The following is a 16,184-nucleotide window of genomic DNA, read 5'->3' on the forward strand; positions in this document are numbered from 1 at the left end:
AGTCAACAGGCTTGCAAAAAAAGCCGCCCTGAGCAGCGCGGAACTTAGCATCGACGGGCCTTGACCCCGCGGGTTGGACACGCTTGATCCTGGTCTCAGACCAGGGAAAGCGAGAAGATCTAACCCGATGGCAAAGAAAAATTACTCCGAAGAGTTCCGCCGCGACGCAGTCGAGCTGTACCGCGACACCGGCGGCGCGACCGTAGCCGGGATCGCCGCCGATCTCGGCGTATCCCACGGCTCCCTGACCGCATGGCTGAGAAATGCGGGTATCCCGATCCGCAGACCCGCCGCCACCGCTCCGGGGCCCGGCACCGGCGAGACACCCGAGCAGGAAGCCGCCAGGCTCCGCGCCGAGGTCGCACACCTACGCGCGGAGAAAACCAAGCTCGAAACTGAGCGAGACATCCTGCGGTCGGCGGCCAAATATTTCGCCGGAGAGACGAATTGGTGAACCGCTTCCAGTTCGTTGCAGACCACTCCGACACCTACCCGGTGAAGCGGTTGTGCCAGGTCATCGATATCGCCCGCTCGTCGTACTACGCATGGATCAACGCCGCCGAGAAACGAGCCGCCCGGGCCGCAGCCGACGCTGAACTCGCCGACAAGATCCGCGCCGTCCACACGGTGGACAACACCTACGGGCGGCCCCGGATCACCGCCGAGATCAATCACGGACAACCCGCCGACCAGCGGATCAATCACAAACGGATCGCACGGATCATGCGCGCCAACAACATCGAGGGCCTGCGACTGCGCCGAAAACACCGCACCACCATCGCCGAACCAGCCGACACTCCGTCGCCGGACCTGCTCAACCGTGATTTCACCGCGATCGCACCGAACACCAGATACGTCGGTGACATCACGTATCTGCCATGCGGGGACAATGAGTTCTTGTATTTGGCCACGGTGATCGACTGCTTCTCCCGCCGCCTGGTGGGCTGGTCGATCGCCGAGCACATGCGTACCGAACTCGTCGAAGATGCCTTAGGTGCCGCAGCACTGACCCGCGGCGGTCTTGCCGGTGCAGTGTTCCACGCCGATCGCGGAAGTCAAGGCGTATTCAACCGGTCGAAGCAACACGTTGCTGTTGAATTGATCGTAGGTGTTCGTCCCAAGCTTCAGCGGGGGTTCGCCATTGGAGTCGTTTCCGTGGTCGCGTGTTGAGAGCGTGGGCGACTGCCGCGAGATCGTCTGGGTTCCATCGCGAGAGATCAGTTCCCTTCGGAAAGTATTGGCGCAGTAGTCCATTCGTGTTCTCGTTGGTGCCTCGTTGCCACGGGCTGTGCGGGTCGGCGAAGTAGACCTTCAGCCCGGTGTCGATGGTGAACTGGGCGAGTGCGGACATCTCTTTCCCGCGGTCCCAGGTCAGCGAGCGTTTGAGTTCGGTGGGCATCGACGCCAGTGCCTGTGTCAACGCTCTGTTCATCGACACCGCTCCGTATCCCGACAGTGCCGGCCCGTTCTTGGTGATCGGTTGCTGTCGCCACCCACGCTCCCGTGGCAGGTGCACGAGGGTGGTGTATCCGGTTGTGCGCTCGACGACGGTTCCGATTGCGGACCTGTCCGTACCGATGATGAGGTCACCCTCGTGGTGCCCGGGGATCGCACGGTCGTCGGCTTCTTCGGGACGCTCGCTGATCAGTACGTCCGGGCTCACGTGAGCCCAGGCAGCACGCTTTGCTCTTGCCCGCGGCATGCGCAGAGCACGGCCGGTGCGCAGGCACAAGATGAGTTCGCGGCGCAGGCCGCCGCGGCCCTCGATGAACAGGGACTGGTAGATGGCTTCGTGGCTGATTCTCATGCTCAGATCATCCGGGAAATCGATTGGTAGCCGGTTCGAAATCTGCTCGGGGCTCCACGCTTTCACCCATCGGCGGTCCTGACGATGGGGCTTGTTCAAGCCTTTCCATTGCCGTTCGAGCGGTCCGGCGACAGCATCGCCGCCCGGCTTGGTGATCCGGCCCGAGAGTCGGTCCTCAACATAGTGCCGTAACCGATCGTTGGCCGTGAGCTTGGCGGTCTTCGGGCGGCGGGCAAACAACTCGGCTTTCCAGTGCGCCACGCTGGCGCGGTATTCGAGCGTGCCTCCACGCGTGGCAGCGTTACGCCGCAGCTCCCGCGAGATCGTCGACGGGCTCCTTCCGATGGCACTCGCGATCGCGCGCACTCCGTGGCCGGTGGCGTGCAGGATCGCGATTTCCTCACGCTCTGCCAAAGAAAGGTACCTGCCTGCCGGCGCGGGCCATAAATACGGCGTCATCCCGCCAGCGTGCCGGAACCACCGCTGACCAACCGCTTGCGCCACGCCGACAGCGTCAGCTGCCTCACGAGGAAGCTTGCCTGTGGCGATCTGGTCCCAAAACTGCCGTTCCTTCGACCGAGGATGGCCCGGTGCTCCCGGTGACCTCATCGGAGCCCTGCCCGTTACTTCCCGCACCCAATCCGATGGACGACCCACAACACCCTCCTGACCTCGAATGTTGCGTCCACCGATTGAGCCCAATCAATACACCTCAAAGGGTTTCGCGATGATCTGCGCGAAGTTGGGTGTTGCGCAATCGATGGGAGCGGTGGGCACGAGCGCGGACAATGCCTCAGGAATGATGTCCCAGCAGCAGATCGCTCAATTGGAGGGGCTGCGCGATGGGGACTTCGACACCGCGTGGCTGAAGATGATGATCGAACATCACTCCGGCGCGATCGCGACGGCCCAATCGGAACTATCCGATGGCGACAACGCCGACGCCAAGCAATTGGCTACCGATATCATCGCCGCACAGCAGTCCGAGATCACCGCGATGCAAGCACTTTTGCAACAGAACTGATCCGGAAACTGGCGAGTGGCTAGGCCTGTCCGTCGAAGCCTCTCTTCTCGTTGTCCGCTCTGATCTTCCATCTGATTACTTGCGTCCCTTGCGAATCACTGTCTTCGTCGGCGCTCCCCACCCACTGACGTGAAGGAACAATTATGGCCTCAACACGGCATACAGGGTTAGTCGTCCTTGTCCTTATGGTCGCAACGCTGACAGGATGCACCTCCACAGCACCGCAGTCCGCACCGAGTGACACGGGTGCGCCCGCCGAGAACGACTCTCCTGTCTCCGCGCTGGTGATGACTCCTTCCGGGGGACAGATACCGTCAACCCCCTTGATCCGGTCACGGTGGAATCTGTTGGCGGGAGGCTCGACTCGGTAGTGCTCACCGAAGTGGGCGGGGCTGTGGTCGATGGCATCTTCACCCCTGACCGGCAGGTGTGGAAACCCGGCGCGTCCTTGGACTACGGGAAGACCTACACGATGACAGCGTCAGCCACCCAAAACGATGGCTCACGTCTCGATCAGTCCAGCACCTTCTCCACAGTCAAGCCGCGGAACCTGACCAAACCATCCTTCGTGACGGCCGGGGGTAACCTCCTCACAGATGGTGGCACTTTCGGGGTAGGGATCGTTATTGTCACGCATTTCGACGAGCCGATCCTCGATCGTGCAGCGGCGGAGAAAAGCCTGACTGTGCAAACGTCGGTGCCGCTCGAAGGCTCGTGGTACTGGGTGGATGACCAGAATGTTCACTGGCGACCTCGTGCGTACTATCCCCCCGGCACCGAGGTCACGGTCCGGGCTGCGGTCTTCGGCGTCCCGCTCGGTGGCGGACTGTTCGGACAGGAAGACGCCACGACTGCATTCACCATCGGCGACTCGCATATCGCCGTCGCCGACGATACGACCAAGCAAGTGACGGTCACGAGCAACGGCAAAACTGTGCGCACTATGCCGACATCGATGGGCATGGGAGGAACCGAGCTCGTCAACGGCCAAACGATCTCCTTCTGGACCCAACCAGGCATTTACACCGTCCTCGATCAGGCCAACCCCGTGATCATGGACTCGTCGACCTACGGACTTCCCGTCAATTCCCGGCTGGGGTACAAGGAAAAAATCAACTACGCCACCCGAATAAGCACCGACGGAATTTACCTTCACGAACTCGAAGACACAGTCTGGGCGCAAGGCAATACCAATGTTTCACACGGCTGCTTGAACCTCAGTCGCGCCAATGCTCAATGGTTCTATGATTTTTCGCTTCCCGGAGATGTCGTGGAGATACGCAATACCGGCGGCGCCCCTCTCGAATTGTGGCAGAACGGCGACTGGAGTGTGCCGTGGGACCGATGGTCGGAAGGCAGCGCGCTGTAAGACCTGTCGCCCTGCCGGCAAACGATGCTGAATCGCAAACAGAAGCTCCGCGCGAGACGTTCTCCCGTAGTCGACGCGAAAGTGCTGGATAAACCTTTTGACACTGTCAGAGCTGACAGGGGTTCGGCAGATCGTCACGGGAGGAGGTCGCCAGACACCGCCGCCGTATCGGGGCGGCGACGGGAAGCAGAACAGATAGTATTTCTACAGGGCTTCGGTTCGCCGTCTCGGCAACCTCCAGCGTGCAGAGTCGACACGACACCCTCATCGAGCGGTCCCACATCACTGTGACCGACGAATCACCGACAGCGCTGGTTGGGCCCCGTACGAAAGCGACGGAGGTTGCAGGTTGGGCACTCGCACGGTGCGGTGACGAATGCAGCTCTACGAGGAGGAAAAATGCAAGGTCTGGGAGAGCTCGAGGCGCTGGTGATGGATGTGCTGTGGCGCTCCACCGAACCGGTCCGTGTGCGCGACGTCATCGACGGCCTCGATGACGACCGTGAACCGGCGTACACGACGGTGATGACCGTCATGGACAATCTTCATCGCAAAGGTTGGGTGCATCGTCAGCGAAACGGGCGCGCGTACTGGTACGAAGCCACGCGAAGCCGCGAGGAAGCGGCAGCTGACGGGTTGCGCGCACTTCTCGAATCCACCGGAGACCCGACCGGGGTCCTGTTGCATTTTGTTCGCGGGACATCCGACGTCGAATCGAAGATCCTGGCGCGTGGATTGCGTGAACGAGGCAAGAAGTGACAGCCGTCCTCGCGTGGGCGGTCGGTGGCCTTCTCGTTGCCGCACTCTCCCCGCTGTTCCTCGGATCGATGATGCGTCGCGGCGTTGATCCGCATGTCGTCCTCGTCTTGTGGGGCGCTCTGGCACTCGGAACTGTAGTGAGTATCAGTGTCCCGGTGATCTTGAGCCTTTTACCCAGTCACGGTGGTGTCTCGTCGCTGATCGAATTCGCCCACAGCTGTTGGCTCGCCCTTCACGACGACGCGCCGGCCAGGCTCGAGACGGCGGTGGGTGTACTCGGTGGGTCAGCCCTGGTCATCGGGGCGGTGCGAGGCACCGTCCATCTGTTCAGCTTCTCCCGCACTCGCCGCGAGCTACACCAGCAGCACCTCGGGTTGCTGCGCATTCTGGGGGGTGCACGGTCCTCGTCACTGCTCTGGCTCCCGGTTTCTGTGCCCTTCGCCTACAGTATCGCTGGGCGCCCCGCGCTTGTAGTTGCGAGCGACGGATTGAGAGATCAACTCGACACCGAGGCTCTTGCTGCAGTACTCGCACATGAACGAGCACACATCACGGGGCGGCACCATCTGCTCGTCAGCGCAGCTCAAACGCTCGCCTACGCGTTTCCGTGGCTTCCGATCATGCGATCTTCGCCCCCATTGGTCCGTGCGTTGGTGGAAATCGAAGCCGACTCCCGAGCCGTTCGTCAGCATGGGCGCGAATCCGTGCACCGCGCACTCTGCAGTATGACACCTCACGAGGTGCCCGTGGCGGCTCTGGGAATAGCGCAGGATTGCCTGGCGTTGCGACTTGATCGTCTGTCCTCCCACCGCACCCACCACCCGGCGCCCATTCGCTACCTCCGCACCCTTGCTGCCTGCGGAACGGCGATCGTCCTACCTGCGGCGCCTCTTCTGGCGCTACTGGGTGCGATGGCGATGGCTTCATGCGCAGCAGGTGCTTGAAACAGTGCGAAACCGGGTCGTGGACGAACAAGGAGTCCGGCCCGCAGGGGGCCAGTGCTCAAGGCCGGTTCACCCCCTCCTCGAACTGAACCGGCCTCATGCACCGAACGCGGCGCCAATCGAATTGGCCAGATCCCGCGCGAAACTTGATTCGTGGCCATCCCAATTTTCGTGAGACTCACCTTCTGCGCACGTGGCATCGGCAGAAAAGCGCAAAAGGCTACTACTCTGGGTCACGATCACACCACGCCCAGCAGAATCGTCGCGACGATGACAATTCCGCATGCCGCGCTGGTCAGAAGCCGCCCGCGCCGTGTATGAGGGTCCGCACGATAGGGGAACAACCCTTGACGGACCCACGTGTAGATAGCCGCGGCGACAACGAATACTGCTCCGTCATAGGGCGTTTCGGTGCCGTAGAGGACGAAAATCAGTGTCGCGAGGCCGATGATCAAGCCTGCGAACGCTTCGATCAGTTGCACGGGGATTCGGCGCACCGCGAGAGTCCGGTCCGAAGCCCACATTCCCCATCTCGACCTGGTAGGTCGACCCGAACAGCATCCTGTCAAAAAGCATCCCGGGCGCCCGATCGCAATCCCGAGAAACAACCCGGGCGTTGTCATGTCCAGTAACACACCGACGCCCAGACCGAAGGCTGCTCCGCCGAGCACCAATACCGCGAGCGACACCACCAAAAATCCTTGTATGCATGCGCCGGCAGAGACGAATTTTCGAAGGCTCTGGCGGTGAAGTGCCAAGTACCAGAGCTTCGCACCCACGTAGCCGAGAAGGCAGCCGAGGATCGAAATGAGAACTGCCGCAGTGGCGTTCTCGCTCATACGGGTCAAGAGCAGTGCCTGCATGACGATGGCGAACACTGCACCCAAACCGACCAACAGCGGCCACGTCCAGAGTCGCACGCCGGGCCCGTGCACCAATGGCGCTGCGGTAGTCCAGGCCGTGGCGGTCTGCGGAGCTGCGATGTCGAACTGCCCGGTGGTGTCGTCCGGAGTTTCGATGCGCTCGGCACTGACAGTCCAACTACCAGTGGCGATTCCGCGGATTCTCGCAGTCACCGCGAAGCGTTCCCCCGCTGGAACACCGTTGACGTGGGTGACCCTCTCGAAACGTTCCGGTTCGCTGCCCGGGCTGTTGCGGGCTCCTCGGAACAGAATCGACAGATCGGAAGTAACCTCGGGCGATTCTCCCCAGTACGTTGCTGCGAGCCCCTGTGGTTCTATCTGCGTGAACGCTTCAGCGCACCCACCGCCGGGCGCAGCGAGTTCCGTTGCAGCGGTCGACTCGTCGTCACCCAATGGCCGGGCAACGCGTTCAGTGCCCGATGGCTTGGTGGGCATCGCCTTTTCGGCGATGGCCGGCGCCGGCGGTGCTTGAGCCAAGGCCGAGGCTGGCGTCGGCGCTGCTTTACTCAGATACGCCGCTGCGGCCGCTGCGGCCAGTTCTTCCACGGCACTACCGGCCGGACTGGGCCTAGCACGGGGTGTTGTGCCGACTTCGTCGTGCGGTCGTGAAGTGGGGTTCCGCTTCGGTGACGTGGCGCGTCGGGCTCGACTCTGCGTCGTAGACCGCTGTTTCGCGCGGGTTTTGGTTGATTTTTTGCTCACCGTCGCCCCAATCTCTCGGTTGGCGCGGATGCCCACCGAACTACTAAGGTCGATAGTAGCTGAACTACGAACCTGGATAGTAGGTAGAGGTCGAGCGCGAACGCGCGGGTGGGCACTGCGGCGAGACGAGGCGCTTCGAGGCCGAGCCGAGGAATATGGGAATTCCATGGTGCCGCAACGATCTTGGGCACACTCAAGAAGGACCTGGAAAGGACATCGAACGTCAACCGGCAATCGCGCGGACAGTGTAGTAGTTTGCGAGACTGGATAGGCTCCTTGTTCACCATGTTCGGAGACCGGGCACGGACTACTGGGTACGACTGCGGCAGACCCGGCGGCTGATGCGGGACTGGGCGTAGGGATCGCACTACGTTGCAGCAAGGGTGTGCAAAGTATCGAAGCGAACAATCACATCTAAGGGATCTGCAAAATGGAAGCTGACGCGATGCGCAACCACCGCCTGGTGGATTTGCCGACCAATGGCGCGGTGTTCGAAACCTCTCGGCCGGTACGGACGGGAGATATCGACGTCTCCGGGACGGTGCGACTCGATGGCGTTGCACGTTATCTGCAGGACATCGGTTTCGACGATCTCGATGCGAGCGGCGCAGCGGCTGCCCACCCGGTGTGGGTCGTGCGCCGCACAGTCATCGATGTCATTCGTCCGGTCAGCTGGCCGGCTCGTGTGCGCATGCGCAGATGGTGCTCGGGGTTGTCGAGCAGGTGGTGCACGATGCGTGTCCGCATCGAATCCGACGGCGGCGGCTTGATCGAGACCGAAGGATTCTGGATAAATCTCAATCCGGTCAACGGGATGCCTTCCAGGATCGAAGAGAGTTTCATGGCCGGACTCGGTTCGACCGCCAACGATCACCGATTGAAGTGGAAACCCTGGCACACCGCTCATCCGGGCGATGGGGAGGAAACGACATTCGTCTTACGATCGAGCGATATCGATCCGTTCAACCACGTCAACAACGCCACGTATTGGCAGCCTGTCGAAGACCTGATCAGAGATTGGGCCGGACCCCGAAATCCACTCCCCTACCGAGCGATTCTCGAATATCGCTCTCCCATCACCGCGGGAAACGACGTGACCGTGCGGTATCACAGTTCAGGGGAGAGCCTGAGTAGTTGGTTCCTGGTCTCGGGTTCGGTGTGCGCGAGTGCCTACGTCACAGCGATCGAAGTGTAAGTCCCCGGGCCGGGTCACCTCTGCGCTCTGGTCTCTTGAATCGTCATTGATCGGTTCACCTCACGAGTTCTTGACCAGGTGTGCCGGTAGCGGCGGGGTGAGTGGGTGTTCCCGGAGCGTTTCCATTACCTCGAATGTCGCGTCGAATGTCACGCATCGACAGTTCCCCGGCAGTCGATGTGCCGCCCTTTCGGACGATGTACTGGCAACGCGATAACGAAGGTGGTGCCTTGCCCGGCTCCGTCACTCGCGGCGGTGATCTGTCCACCGTGTGCTTCGACGAGTGCTTTCGCGATGGACAGTCCGATCCCTGCCCCTCCGTGAGCACGATCGCGTGCTGCGTCGGCGCGATAGAAACGCTCGAACAGATAGGGGAGGTGCTCGGCGGCGACTCCATCGCCTTCGTCGGTGAGTGTGAGGATGAACCGATCCCCTTTCACCCGTCCCCGCACCTTCACTGTGCTCTGTGATCGACTGTGGCGCAGTGCGTTGTCGAGCAGATTGCTCAACACTTGCCCTATGCGCTCCGGGTCCAGCCACACCGACGGCAGATTTCCGGGGACGTCCACGCTCAGAATGACTGCTTTCGTGTCGTATCGTTCTTCGTGCGCCGCTACCGCTGAGCTCACCAGTACCTCAGGTCTGGTCCATGTCGGTTCGATTGCAGCTCGATTCGTCTCGGCATCGGACAGCGCCGAGACGTCGCCGGAAAACCGTGCCAGACGTCGGGTCTGATCTCTGAGCATCGCAATGGTGTGATCATCGAGAGCTTCCACTCCGTCTTCGAGCGCTTCCATGAATGCTTCGAGAACAGCTACCGGCGTCCGGATCTCGTGCGCGAGATCTGCCAGCAACCGTCGACGCATCGACTCGGCAGACTCGAGACGGACCGCCATTTCGTTGAAGGCCGTCGCAAGTGCGTCGAAGTCGTCACCGAGCTGCGGCGGCGGGACTCTGGCCGCGTAGTTTCCCGCCGAGACTGCCGTGGCGGCAGTTGACACCGCAGTCACCGACCGCTGCAGCCGACGACTGAGATACCAGGTCACAGCCAGCGCGCACAACGCAGCTGCGCCGATCGCCACGGACAACGAGACCGCAGTTGCCGAGCGATATGCCTGCTCGGCATGCATTTGCTCCTCAGACATCGGAGGCACGCCCGCGCGGCGCAGATGCTCGCGGAACAAACTCGGACCGACAGTGACTGCAACGACCCATGAGGTGGCCGCTCCTGCCACCAAGACCAGCGTTTGGGCCATCAACAAACGCACGCCGACACCGAGTCCTCGGCGGGTACGCCCCTGATGAGACGAAAGTTCTTCCAGGGTAGTCATTTTCCGGAACCCATTCGGTACCCGATGCCGCGCACGGTATTGACATACAAAGGCGCGGCGGGATCATCGCCGAGTTTGCGGCGCAGATGACCGATATGAACATCGACAAGATGTTCGTTCCCCGTCCACGCAGGACCCCACACTGCTTCGATCAGTTGCCGACGGCTGAACGCCATCCCCGGCCGAGCGGCCAATGCCGCCAACACGTCGAATTCCGTCCGAGTCAGCAGAACCGGTTTCTCGGCGACCGAGACCTCTCGCCCGGCAACGTCGATCCTGAGCACCCCGAACGTCATTGGCGGACTCTCCTCGTCTCGGGTTACCGCTCTCGCAGTTGTACCGTGCGCGACTCCGCTGCGGGGTCTGCGCATCATCGCGCGGATCCTCGCTACCAACTCTCGGGGGCTGAACGGCTTGCTCATGTAATCATCGGCACCGACAGAAAGCCCGACGATGGTGTCCACTTCCTCACTGCGAGCAGTCAGCATCACCACGTATGCATCCGAAAATGTACGAAGTTCCCGGCATACCTCGATGCCGTCGATACCGGGCAACCCGAGATCGAGGACCACCACATCAGGATCGACCTCACGTGCCAGGGCGAGAGCGTCGAAACCGTTGTAGGCCACACTCACCTCGAATGACTCTCGTTCGAGGTAACTCGAGATGATCGAGGCCAGTGGGCGTTCGTCGTCGACGACCAGTGCCCGAAAACCTGCGTACCCGTCGGTTGACCGTGTTGACGTACTGTCCATGCCACCATCGTGGACTGCTCAGTCGCCGCTGCGCACGCGATACACGGTATGCGGTCACCTCTTCAGCGAATCTTCATAGAAAGCACACCGATCCCAGAGGGTTCGGCGAGCACTGTCGAAGGTGAGGAGAGTGAACGGACATGATGTGGTGGAGCGAGAATTCGGGTTATGGAATGGGTTGGGTCAGCTGGATTCTGATGGCGCTGGCGATGATCGCATTTTGGGGGTTGGTCATTGCGGCCCTACTTGCTTTGTTTCGTCCCAGGCGCAGTACCCGCAGCGAACTCCGTGGTACGAATGCGCAGCATCTGTTGGATGAGCGCTACGCCCGCGGCGAGATCGACGATGACGAGTATCGCTCCCGCAGTGAAGCTTTGGATCGATCCTCTCGTCGACACGAGAGTCGTTGACCTCTGCCGCACGCGCGCCCCGGGCTCGGTGGCGTATCAGTTCCGTTTCTCCACAACGACTAGACAAGGACAATCACAATCATGGCTATTGCGCCGTTCACAGGATCGGCTTTCAGTCGACGTACGTTTCTCGCCGCCACGGCGGCGGGGGCGGGTGGCCTGGCGTTGACCGCATGCACCACCAGCGGATCGTCCAACCCGAACCCCCCGCCGTTCGACAAGAATGCCATCACGTCCGCTGAGGCAGCGCGCCCGCATACCGGTCGCACCGTGGACTACACGCTCAATCCGCAGGGTGCCGATATCGATCTCGGCGGCATCACGGTGCGCACTCTGGCATACGGCGACAGTGTTCCCGGTCCGTTGATTCGCGCGAATGTCGGTGACGAGTTGGCGATCACCGTCAACAACGGACTCGATCATCAGACATCGGTGCATTGGCACGGCATCGCGCTTCGCAACGACATGGACGGCGCCATGCCGGCAAGCCCGAACATCGAATCGGGGCAGAACTTCACATACCGGTTCTCAGTACCTCATTCGGGAACGTATTGGGCTCACCCGCATGTCGGTCTCGACACCGACTACGGCCTGTATCTCCCCATCGTCGTCGACGACCCCCGCGAGCCCGTCGACTACGACGCCGAATGGATCGTGGTTCTCGACGACTGGACGGATGGAGTCGGCACGAGTCCGCAACAGATCCTCTCCGACCTTCAGTCCGGAAACGGCATGGGTTCGATGGGCGGATCCGGGATGGGCAACATGCCTGGCATGGGTGGAATGAACCACGGGTCGGCCGAAACCACGCTGCCCGCCACCTCGGGTGGCCCTAACTCGGTAGAATCAAGCGCTCTGCTCGGTGGGGACGCGGGTGACGTCAGCTATCCGTACTATCTGATCAACGGGCGGATAGCTTCTGCACCGACAACTTTCTCGGCCGCTCCCGGTCAGCGTGTGCGTATTCGCATCATCAACGCGGGTGCGGATACCGCTTTTCGAGTCGCCCTTGCCGATCACGTGATGTCCGTGACCCATACGGACGGTTTTCCGGTCGTACCGACAGAAGTCGATGCGCTTCTCCTCGGCATGGGTGAGCGCTACGACGTGATCGTCACGGTCAAGGACGGTGTATTCCCGCTCGTCGCCGCGGCCGAGGGTAAGAACGCTCAGGCTCGGACGCTGCTGCGTACAGGCTCGGGCGCTGCGCCCGACGCGTCGTTCCTCCCTCGGGAATTGGCAGGTCGAGTGGGCACGGTCGAGTCGTTCACTGCAGCCGAAAGTGTCGTTCTGCCGCGAAGCGATGGCACCGGTGTCGATCTCGTGGCAGACCTCGGGGGGACATGATGAGCTACCAATGGACGATCAACGGTCGGAACTACGACCAAACCGAACCTCTGACCGTCAAAGAAGGGGACCGAGCCCGACTCACGTTCACCAACATGACGATGATGTGGCATCCCATGCATCTGCACGGGCATACGTTCCAAGTGGTCAAAGGTGACGGCGGTGTCGGCCCTCGTAAGGACACAGTCATCGTTCGTCCGATGGAATCTGTCGCTGTCGATCTCATCGCCGACAACCCGGGCGACTGGATGCTCCACTGCCACAACGGATATCACCAGGAGTCGGGTATGATGACCCGCTTGGGCTACATCGTCTGACACGTGGAGACGTCCGAACACACGATCACACCAGCACGGGAGGCGCGACCTGATTGGGCCGGCATCTCATTCGATGCCTCTTCCTACCCCGTTCGGCGAGGTGAGATTGTGGCCGCCCCGGCATCGGGTCAGCGTCCCGGAATCCCCGGCCTCTGCCCTGCCGCTGGACTGGGATCGAAATCCCGCGAACGGCGCAACTGCCCATGGCTCCGGTGTACACCTGGCGACACTCCACGGGCGCTCGAAATTCGACGTTCTCTGCGCGGGCGAATACACGAGGGAGAATCCGACCAAATGTCCGACGGAAGTAGTCGAGGCGCAGCCTTGACTCACCTTCTCCTAACGCGAGTATAGTAGAAACAGGTACCCCCCTGGGGTACCAGACGGGAAGGGAATCATGAGCGGTCAGACTAACTCGCAGCCGAATCTACTCGATAAGACGCAACGCGGCTGTGGATGCAACTCGACGAAGAAATCACCCACGACATCCGCGCCCACCCCTACGGAGGACATCATGTCTGCAACCAACAACACGTTCGCGGTCACCGGCCTCACCTGCGGGCATTGCGTCGGCGCCGTCACGGACGAGCTGCGCGCCCTCCCCGGAGTGAGCGAGGTCGAGATCGATCTCGTCGCCGGAGGAGTCTCCACCGTGACCGTCACAGCTTCAGCGCCACTGACCGAGGAACAAGTAACTGCCGCGCTCGACGAAGCCGGCAACTATCATCTCGCGAACATCTGACCGGGCGCCCACACCGCCAGCGTAGGCAGGTCAGGAGAGGTACATCTGATGAGCACCCTGGACAACACGACCGTCGCTGCCGAGTCCGCACACAGTGTCGAACTGGTCATCGGCGGCATGACCTGCGCCTCCTGCGCCGCGCGAATCGAAAAGAAGCTCAACAAGATCGACGGCGTCACCGCGACAGTGAACTACGCGACCGAAAAGGCGAAGGTCGATTTCACGGGTGCGGTAGCACCTGAAGACTTGATCTCCACCGTCGAGGCAACGGGATACACCGCCACCTTGCCTGCCCCCAAGGGCTCGTCCGGGGAGGTCGGCACTACCGACGGGGTGGACGCCCGAATCCAGGACGAGGCTTCGCAACTGCGGACCCGACTGCTCGTCTCGCTCGCATTGACTGTGCCTGTGGTCGCATTGTCGATGATCCCGCCATTGCAGTTCACGAACTGGCAGTGGCTGGCCTTGACGCTCGCATCTCCCGTCGTCGTCTGGGGCGCACTCCCCTTCCACCGCGCTGCACTGACGAATGCCCGACACGGCGCGGCAACAATGGACACTCTGATCTCGGTGGGGGTGTCGGCGGCCTACCTGTGGTCACTGTGGGCGTTGTTCTTCGGTCATGCCGGAATGGCCGGCATGAAGATGGAGTTCAGCCTGTTCCCACAGCAGGAGGGCGGAGCGGACCACATCTATCTGGAAGTCGCTGCTGCGGTCACCGTCTTCATACTGGCGGGGCGATATTTCGAAGCCCGCGCCAAGAAGCAGTCGGGTGCAGCCCTACGCGCACTGATGGACATGGGAGCCAAAGACGTAGCGGTGTTGAGGGAACACACCGAGATCCGAATTCCCACCGAACAATTGGTGGTCGGTGACATCTTCGTCGTACGCCCCGGCGAAAAGATCGCGACCGACGGCATCGTCACCGACGGCACATCTGCGGTGGACGCCTCCATGCTGACCGGCGAATCCGTGCCAGTCGAAGTGCGCCCTGGCGACGCCGTTGTCGGCGCCACCGTCAACGCTGGAGGGCGACTCCTCGTTCGAGCAACTCGTATCGGCGCCGACACTCAGCTCGCTCAGATGGCACGACTGGTCGAAGATGCACAGAACGGCAAGGCTCAGGTCCAACGTCTCGCCGACCGCATCTCCGGAATCTTCGTCCCGGTCGTCATCGTTCTCTCACTGATGACGTTGGGTGCGTGGCTTTTGACCGGTCACTCGATGGTGACGGCGTTCACCGCCGCCGTTGCCGTGCTGATCATCGCGTGCCCCTGTGCATTGGGGTTGGCAACACCGACGGCGCTGATGGTCGGAACGGGCCGCGGCGCCCAGTTGGGGATTCTCATCAAAGGCCCCCAGGTTCTCGAATCCACCCGTCAGGTCGACACCATCGTGCTCGACAAGACCGGGACCGTCACCACCGGGCGCATGAGTGTCGATTCGACAGTCGGCGCAGATGGCGAGAATATCGACGAATTACTTTTTGTCGCAGGAGCGTTGGAGGACGGCTCCGAACACCCGATCGCGCAGGCCATCACTCTTGCAGCTCGGGCTGACGGCCGGCCGTTGCCGAGAATCGAAGGTTTCTCCAACCACGACGGCCGAGGCGTCTCCGGTGTCGTAGACGGCCGAGCCGTTGCTATAGGTCGGCGAACCTGGTTAGAGCAGGACTGGTCTCTCGTCGCACCCAAGAATCTGGAAGTGGCCGCACACGACGCGGAAGCCGACGGAAAGTCCCCGGTGTGGGTTGCGTGGGACGGTTCGATCCGCGGAATCGTGGTCGTTTCGGACACTGTCAAGGACACCTCGAAAGAGGCCATCACTGCATTCCGAACCTTGGGACTACGTCCCATCCTGTTGACCGGCGATAATGCTCGCGCCGCCGTCGCCGTCGCAAAACAAGTGGGGATCGAAGCCGCCGATGTCATCGCCGAAGTCTTGCCCGCGGACAAAGTAAGCGCCGTCAAAGACCTCCAAAGCCGTGGGTATACAGTCGCTATGGTCGGTGACGGTGTCAACGACGCCGCTGCTCTGGCACAAGCAGACTTAGGTCTGGCCATGGGCACCGGCAGCGATGTCGCCATCGAAGCCTCCGATCTCACCCTTGTCCGAGGCGACCTGCGCTCCGCCGCAGATGCGATCCGTCTGTCGCGCTCGACGTTGAAAACCATCAAAGGGAACCTTTTCTGGGCCTTCGCCTACAACGTGGCGGCGTTGCCTCTGGCGGCGCTGGGGTTGTTGAACCCGCTGATCGCCGGCGCTGCCATGGCTTTCAGCTCCATCTTCGTCGTCACGAACAGTTTGCGCCTACGACGATTCACCAGTCATGCCACAAGCTCCGATCACTGATTTGATCCCGAATTCGACTGCCCCGATGACCTTCCGTCTGCCCTGAACTCTTCGGACGCGATGTGCGGGAGAGGTCCCACTGTCCACCCGCAACGAATCCAAAGGTTTCACTTCACGACGACCACCATCACGGACGAGGGCAGTCGTCGACTGCTTGGGACACCATGGTCCTTCATCGAATCTTCACCAAACATCTAACCAAGGCAT

Annotated in this window: 11 protein-coding genes and 3 pseudogenes; 10 read left to right on the forward strand and 4 right to left on the reverse strand. The window is 61.5% G+C overall.

What is annotated here, in order from left to right; genetic code table 11:
- Window positions 1-127: 127 nt before the first annotated feature.
- Window positions 128-1,056: pseudogene (locus tag EHW12_RS35620) on the forward strand (IS3 family transposase); the annotation flags it as partial.
- A gap of 10 nt (window positions 1,057-1,066) precedes the next feature.
- Here EHW12_RS35620 and EHW12_RS31710 read toward each other — a convergent pair.
- Window positions 1,067-2,416: an IS30 family transposase gene (locus EHW12_RS31710; protein WP_231783878.1), complete on the reverse strand. Its 1,350-nt coding sequence runs from the start codon at window positions 2,414-2,416 to the stop codon at window positions 1,067-1,069.
- A 67-nt stretch (window positions 2,417-2,483) separates the two neighbouring features.
- Between EHW12_RS31710 and EHW12_RS31715 the strand changes: the two genes are divergently transcribed.
- The 4 genes and pseudogenes from EHW12_RS31715 (at window position 2,484) to EHW12_RS31730 (ending at window position 5,903) form a co-directional block, all read left to right on the forward strand.
- Window positions 2,484-2,831 carry a DUF305 domain-containing protein gene (locus tag EHW12_RS31715; RefSeq protein WP_082920757.1) on the forward strand — a complete coding sequence of 116 codons (348 nt, stop codon included), beginning with the start codon at window positions 2,484-2,486 and terminating at the stop codon, window positions 2,829-2,831.
- Between the two features lie 287 nt (window positions 2,832-3,118).
- A pseudogene (locus EHW12_RS31720) lies at window positions 3,119-4,200 on the forward strand (Ig-like domain-containing protein).
- 399 nt (window positions 4,201-4,599) lie between these two features.
- The gene (locus EHW12_RS31725; protein ID WP_019747377.1) at window positions 4,600-4,959 is read left to right on the forward strand and encodes a BlaI/MecI/CopY family transcriptional regulator; all 360 of its coding nucleotides are present in this window, start codon (window positions 4,600-4,602) and stop codon (window positions 4,957-4,959) included.
- Window positions 4,956-5,903: a M56 family metallopeptidase gene (locus EHW12_RS31730; RefSeq protein ID WP_019747376.1), complete on the forward strand. Its 948-nt coding sequence runs from the start codon at window positions 4,956-4,958 to the stop codon at window positions 5,901-5,903. Before EHW12_RS31725 ends, EHW12_RS31730 begins: the two co-directional genes overlap by 4 nt.
- 239 nt (window positions 5,904-6,142) lie before the next feature.
- On the opposite strand, the gene EHW12_RS31735 is transcribed toward EHW12_RS31730, so the two are convergent.
- The gene (locus EHW12_RS31735) at window positions 6,143-7,372 is read right to left on the reverse strand and encodes a prolipoprotein diacylglyceryl transferase family protein (RefSeq protein WP_051720982.1); all 1,230 of its coding nucleotides are present in this window, start codon (window positions 7,370-7,372) and stop codon (window positions 6,143-6,145) included.
- A 586-nt stretch (window positions 7,373-7,958) separates the two neighbouring features.
- On the opposite strand from EHW12_RS31735, the gene EHW12_RS31740 reads away from it, so the two are divergent.
- Window positions 7,959-8,723, forward strand: a complete 765-nt coding sequence (locus tag EHW12_RS31740; protein WP_030537783.1) for an acyl-ACP thioesterase domain-containing protein — start codon at window positions 7,959-7,961, stop codon at window positions 8,721-8,723.
- Between the two features lie 149 nt (window positions 8,724-8,872).
- On the opposite strand, the gene EHW12_RS31745 is transcribed toward EHW12_RS31740, so the two are convergent.
- Entirely contained in the window at window positions 8,873-10,054 is a 1,182-nt protein-coding gene (locus EHW12_RS31745; RefSeq protein ID WP_030537784.1) for an ATP-binding protein, read from the reverse strand.
- Window positions 10,051-10,809 (reverse strand): response regulator transcription factor, encoded by a 759-nt coding sequence (locus EHW12_RS31750; RefSeq protein WP_030537785.1) that lies wholly within the window; start codon window positions 10,807-10,809, stop codon window positions 10,051-10,053. Before EHW12_RS31750 ends, EHW12_RS31745 begins: the two co-directional genes overlap by 4 nt.
- 140 nt (window positions 10,810-10,949) lie before the next feature.
- Between EHW12_RS31750 and EHW12_RS31755 the strand changes: the two genes are divergently transcribed.
- From EHW12_RS31755 to EHW12_RS31770, 4 genes and pseudogenes are all read left to right on the forward strand, one after another.
- Window positions 10,950-11,219 carry a membrane protein gene (locus EHW12_RS31755; RefSeq protein WP_030537786.1) on the forward strand — a complete coding sequence of 90 codons (270 nt, stop codon included), beginning with the start codon at window positions 10,950-10,952 and terminating at the stop codon, window positions 11,217-11,219.
- Between the two features lie 81 nt (window positions 11,220-11,300).
- A pseudogene (locus tag EHW12_RS31760) lies at window positions 11,301-12,883 on the forward strand (multicopper oxidase family protein).
- A 514-nt stretch (window positions 12,884-13,397) separates the two neighbouring features.
- Window positions 13,398-13,625, forward strand: a complete 228-nt coding sequence (locus EHW12_RS31765) for a heavy metal-associated domain-containing protein (protein ID WP_030537788.1) — start codon at window positions 13,398-13,400, stop codon at window positions 13,623-13,625.
- 48 nt (window positions 13,626-13,673) lie between these two features.
- Window positions 13,674-15,977: a heavy metal translocating P-type ATPase gene (locus EHW12_RS31770; RefSeq protein ID WP_047270630.1), complete on the forward strand. Its 2,304-nt coding sequence runs from the start codon at window positions 13,674-13,676 to the stop codon at window positions 15,975-15,977.
- The last annotated feature ends 207 nt before the right edge of the window (window positions 15,978-16,184 follow it).

This window comes from Rhodococcus sp. NJ-530 (assembly GCF_003860625.1).
Lineage (GTDB): Bacteria > Actinomycetota > Actinomycetes > Mycobacteriales > Mycobacteriaceae > Rhodococcus_F > Rhodococcus_F qingshengii.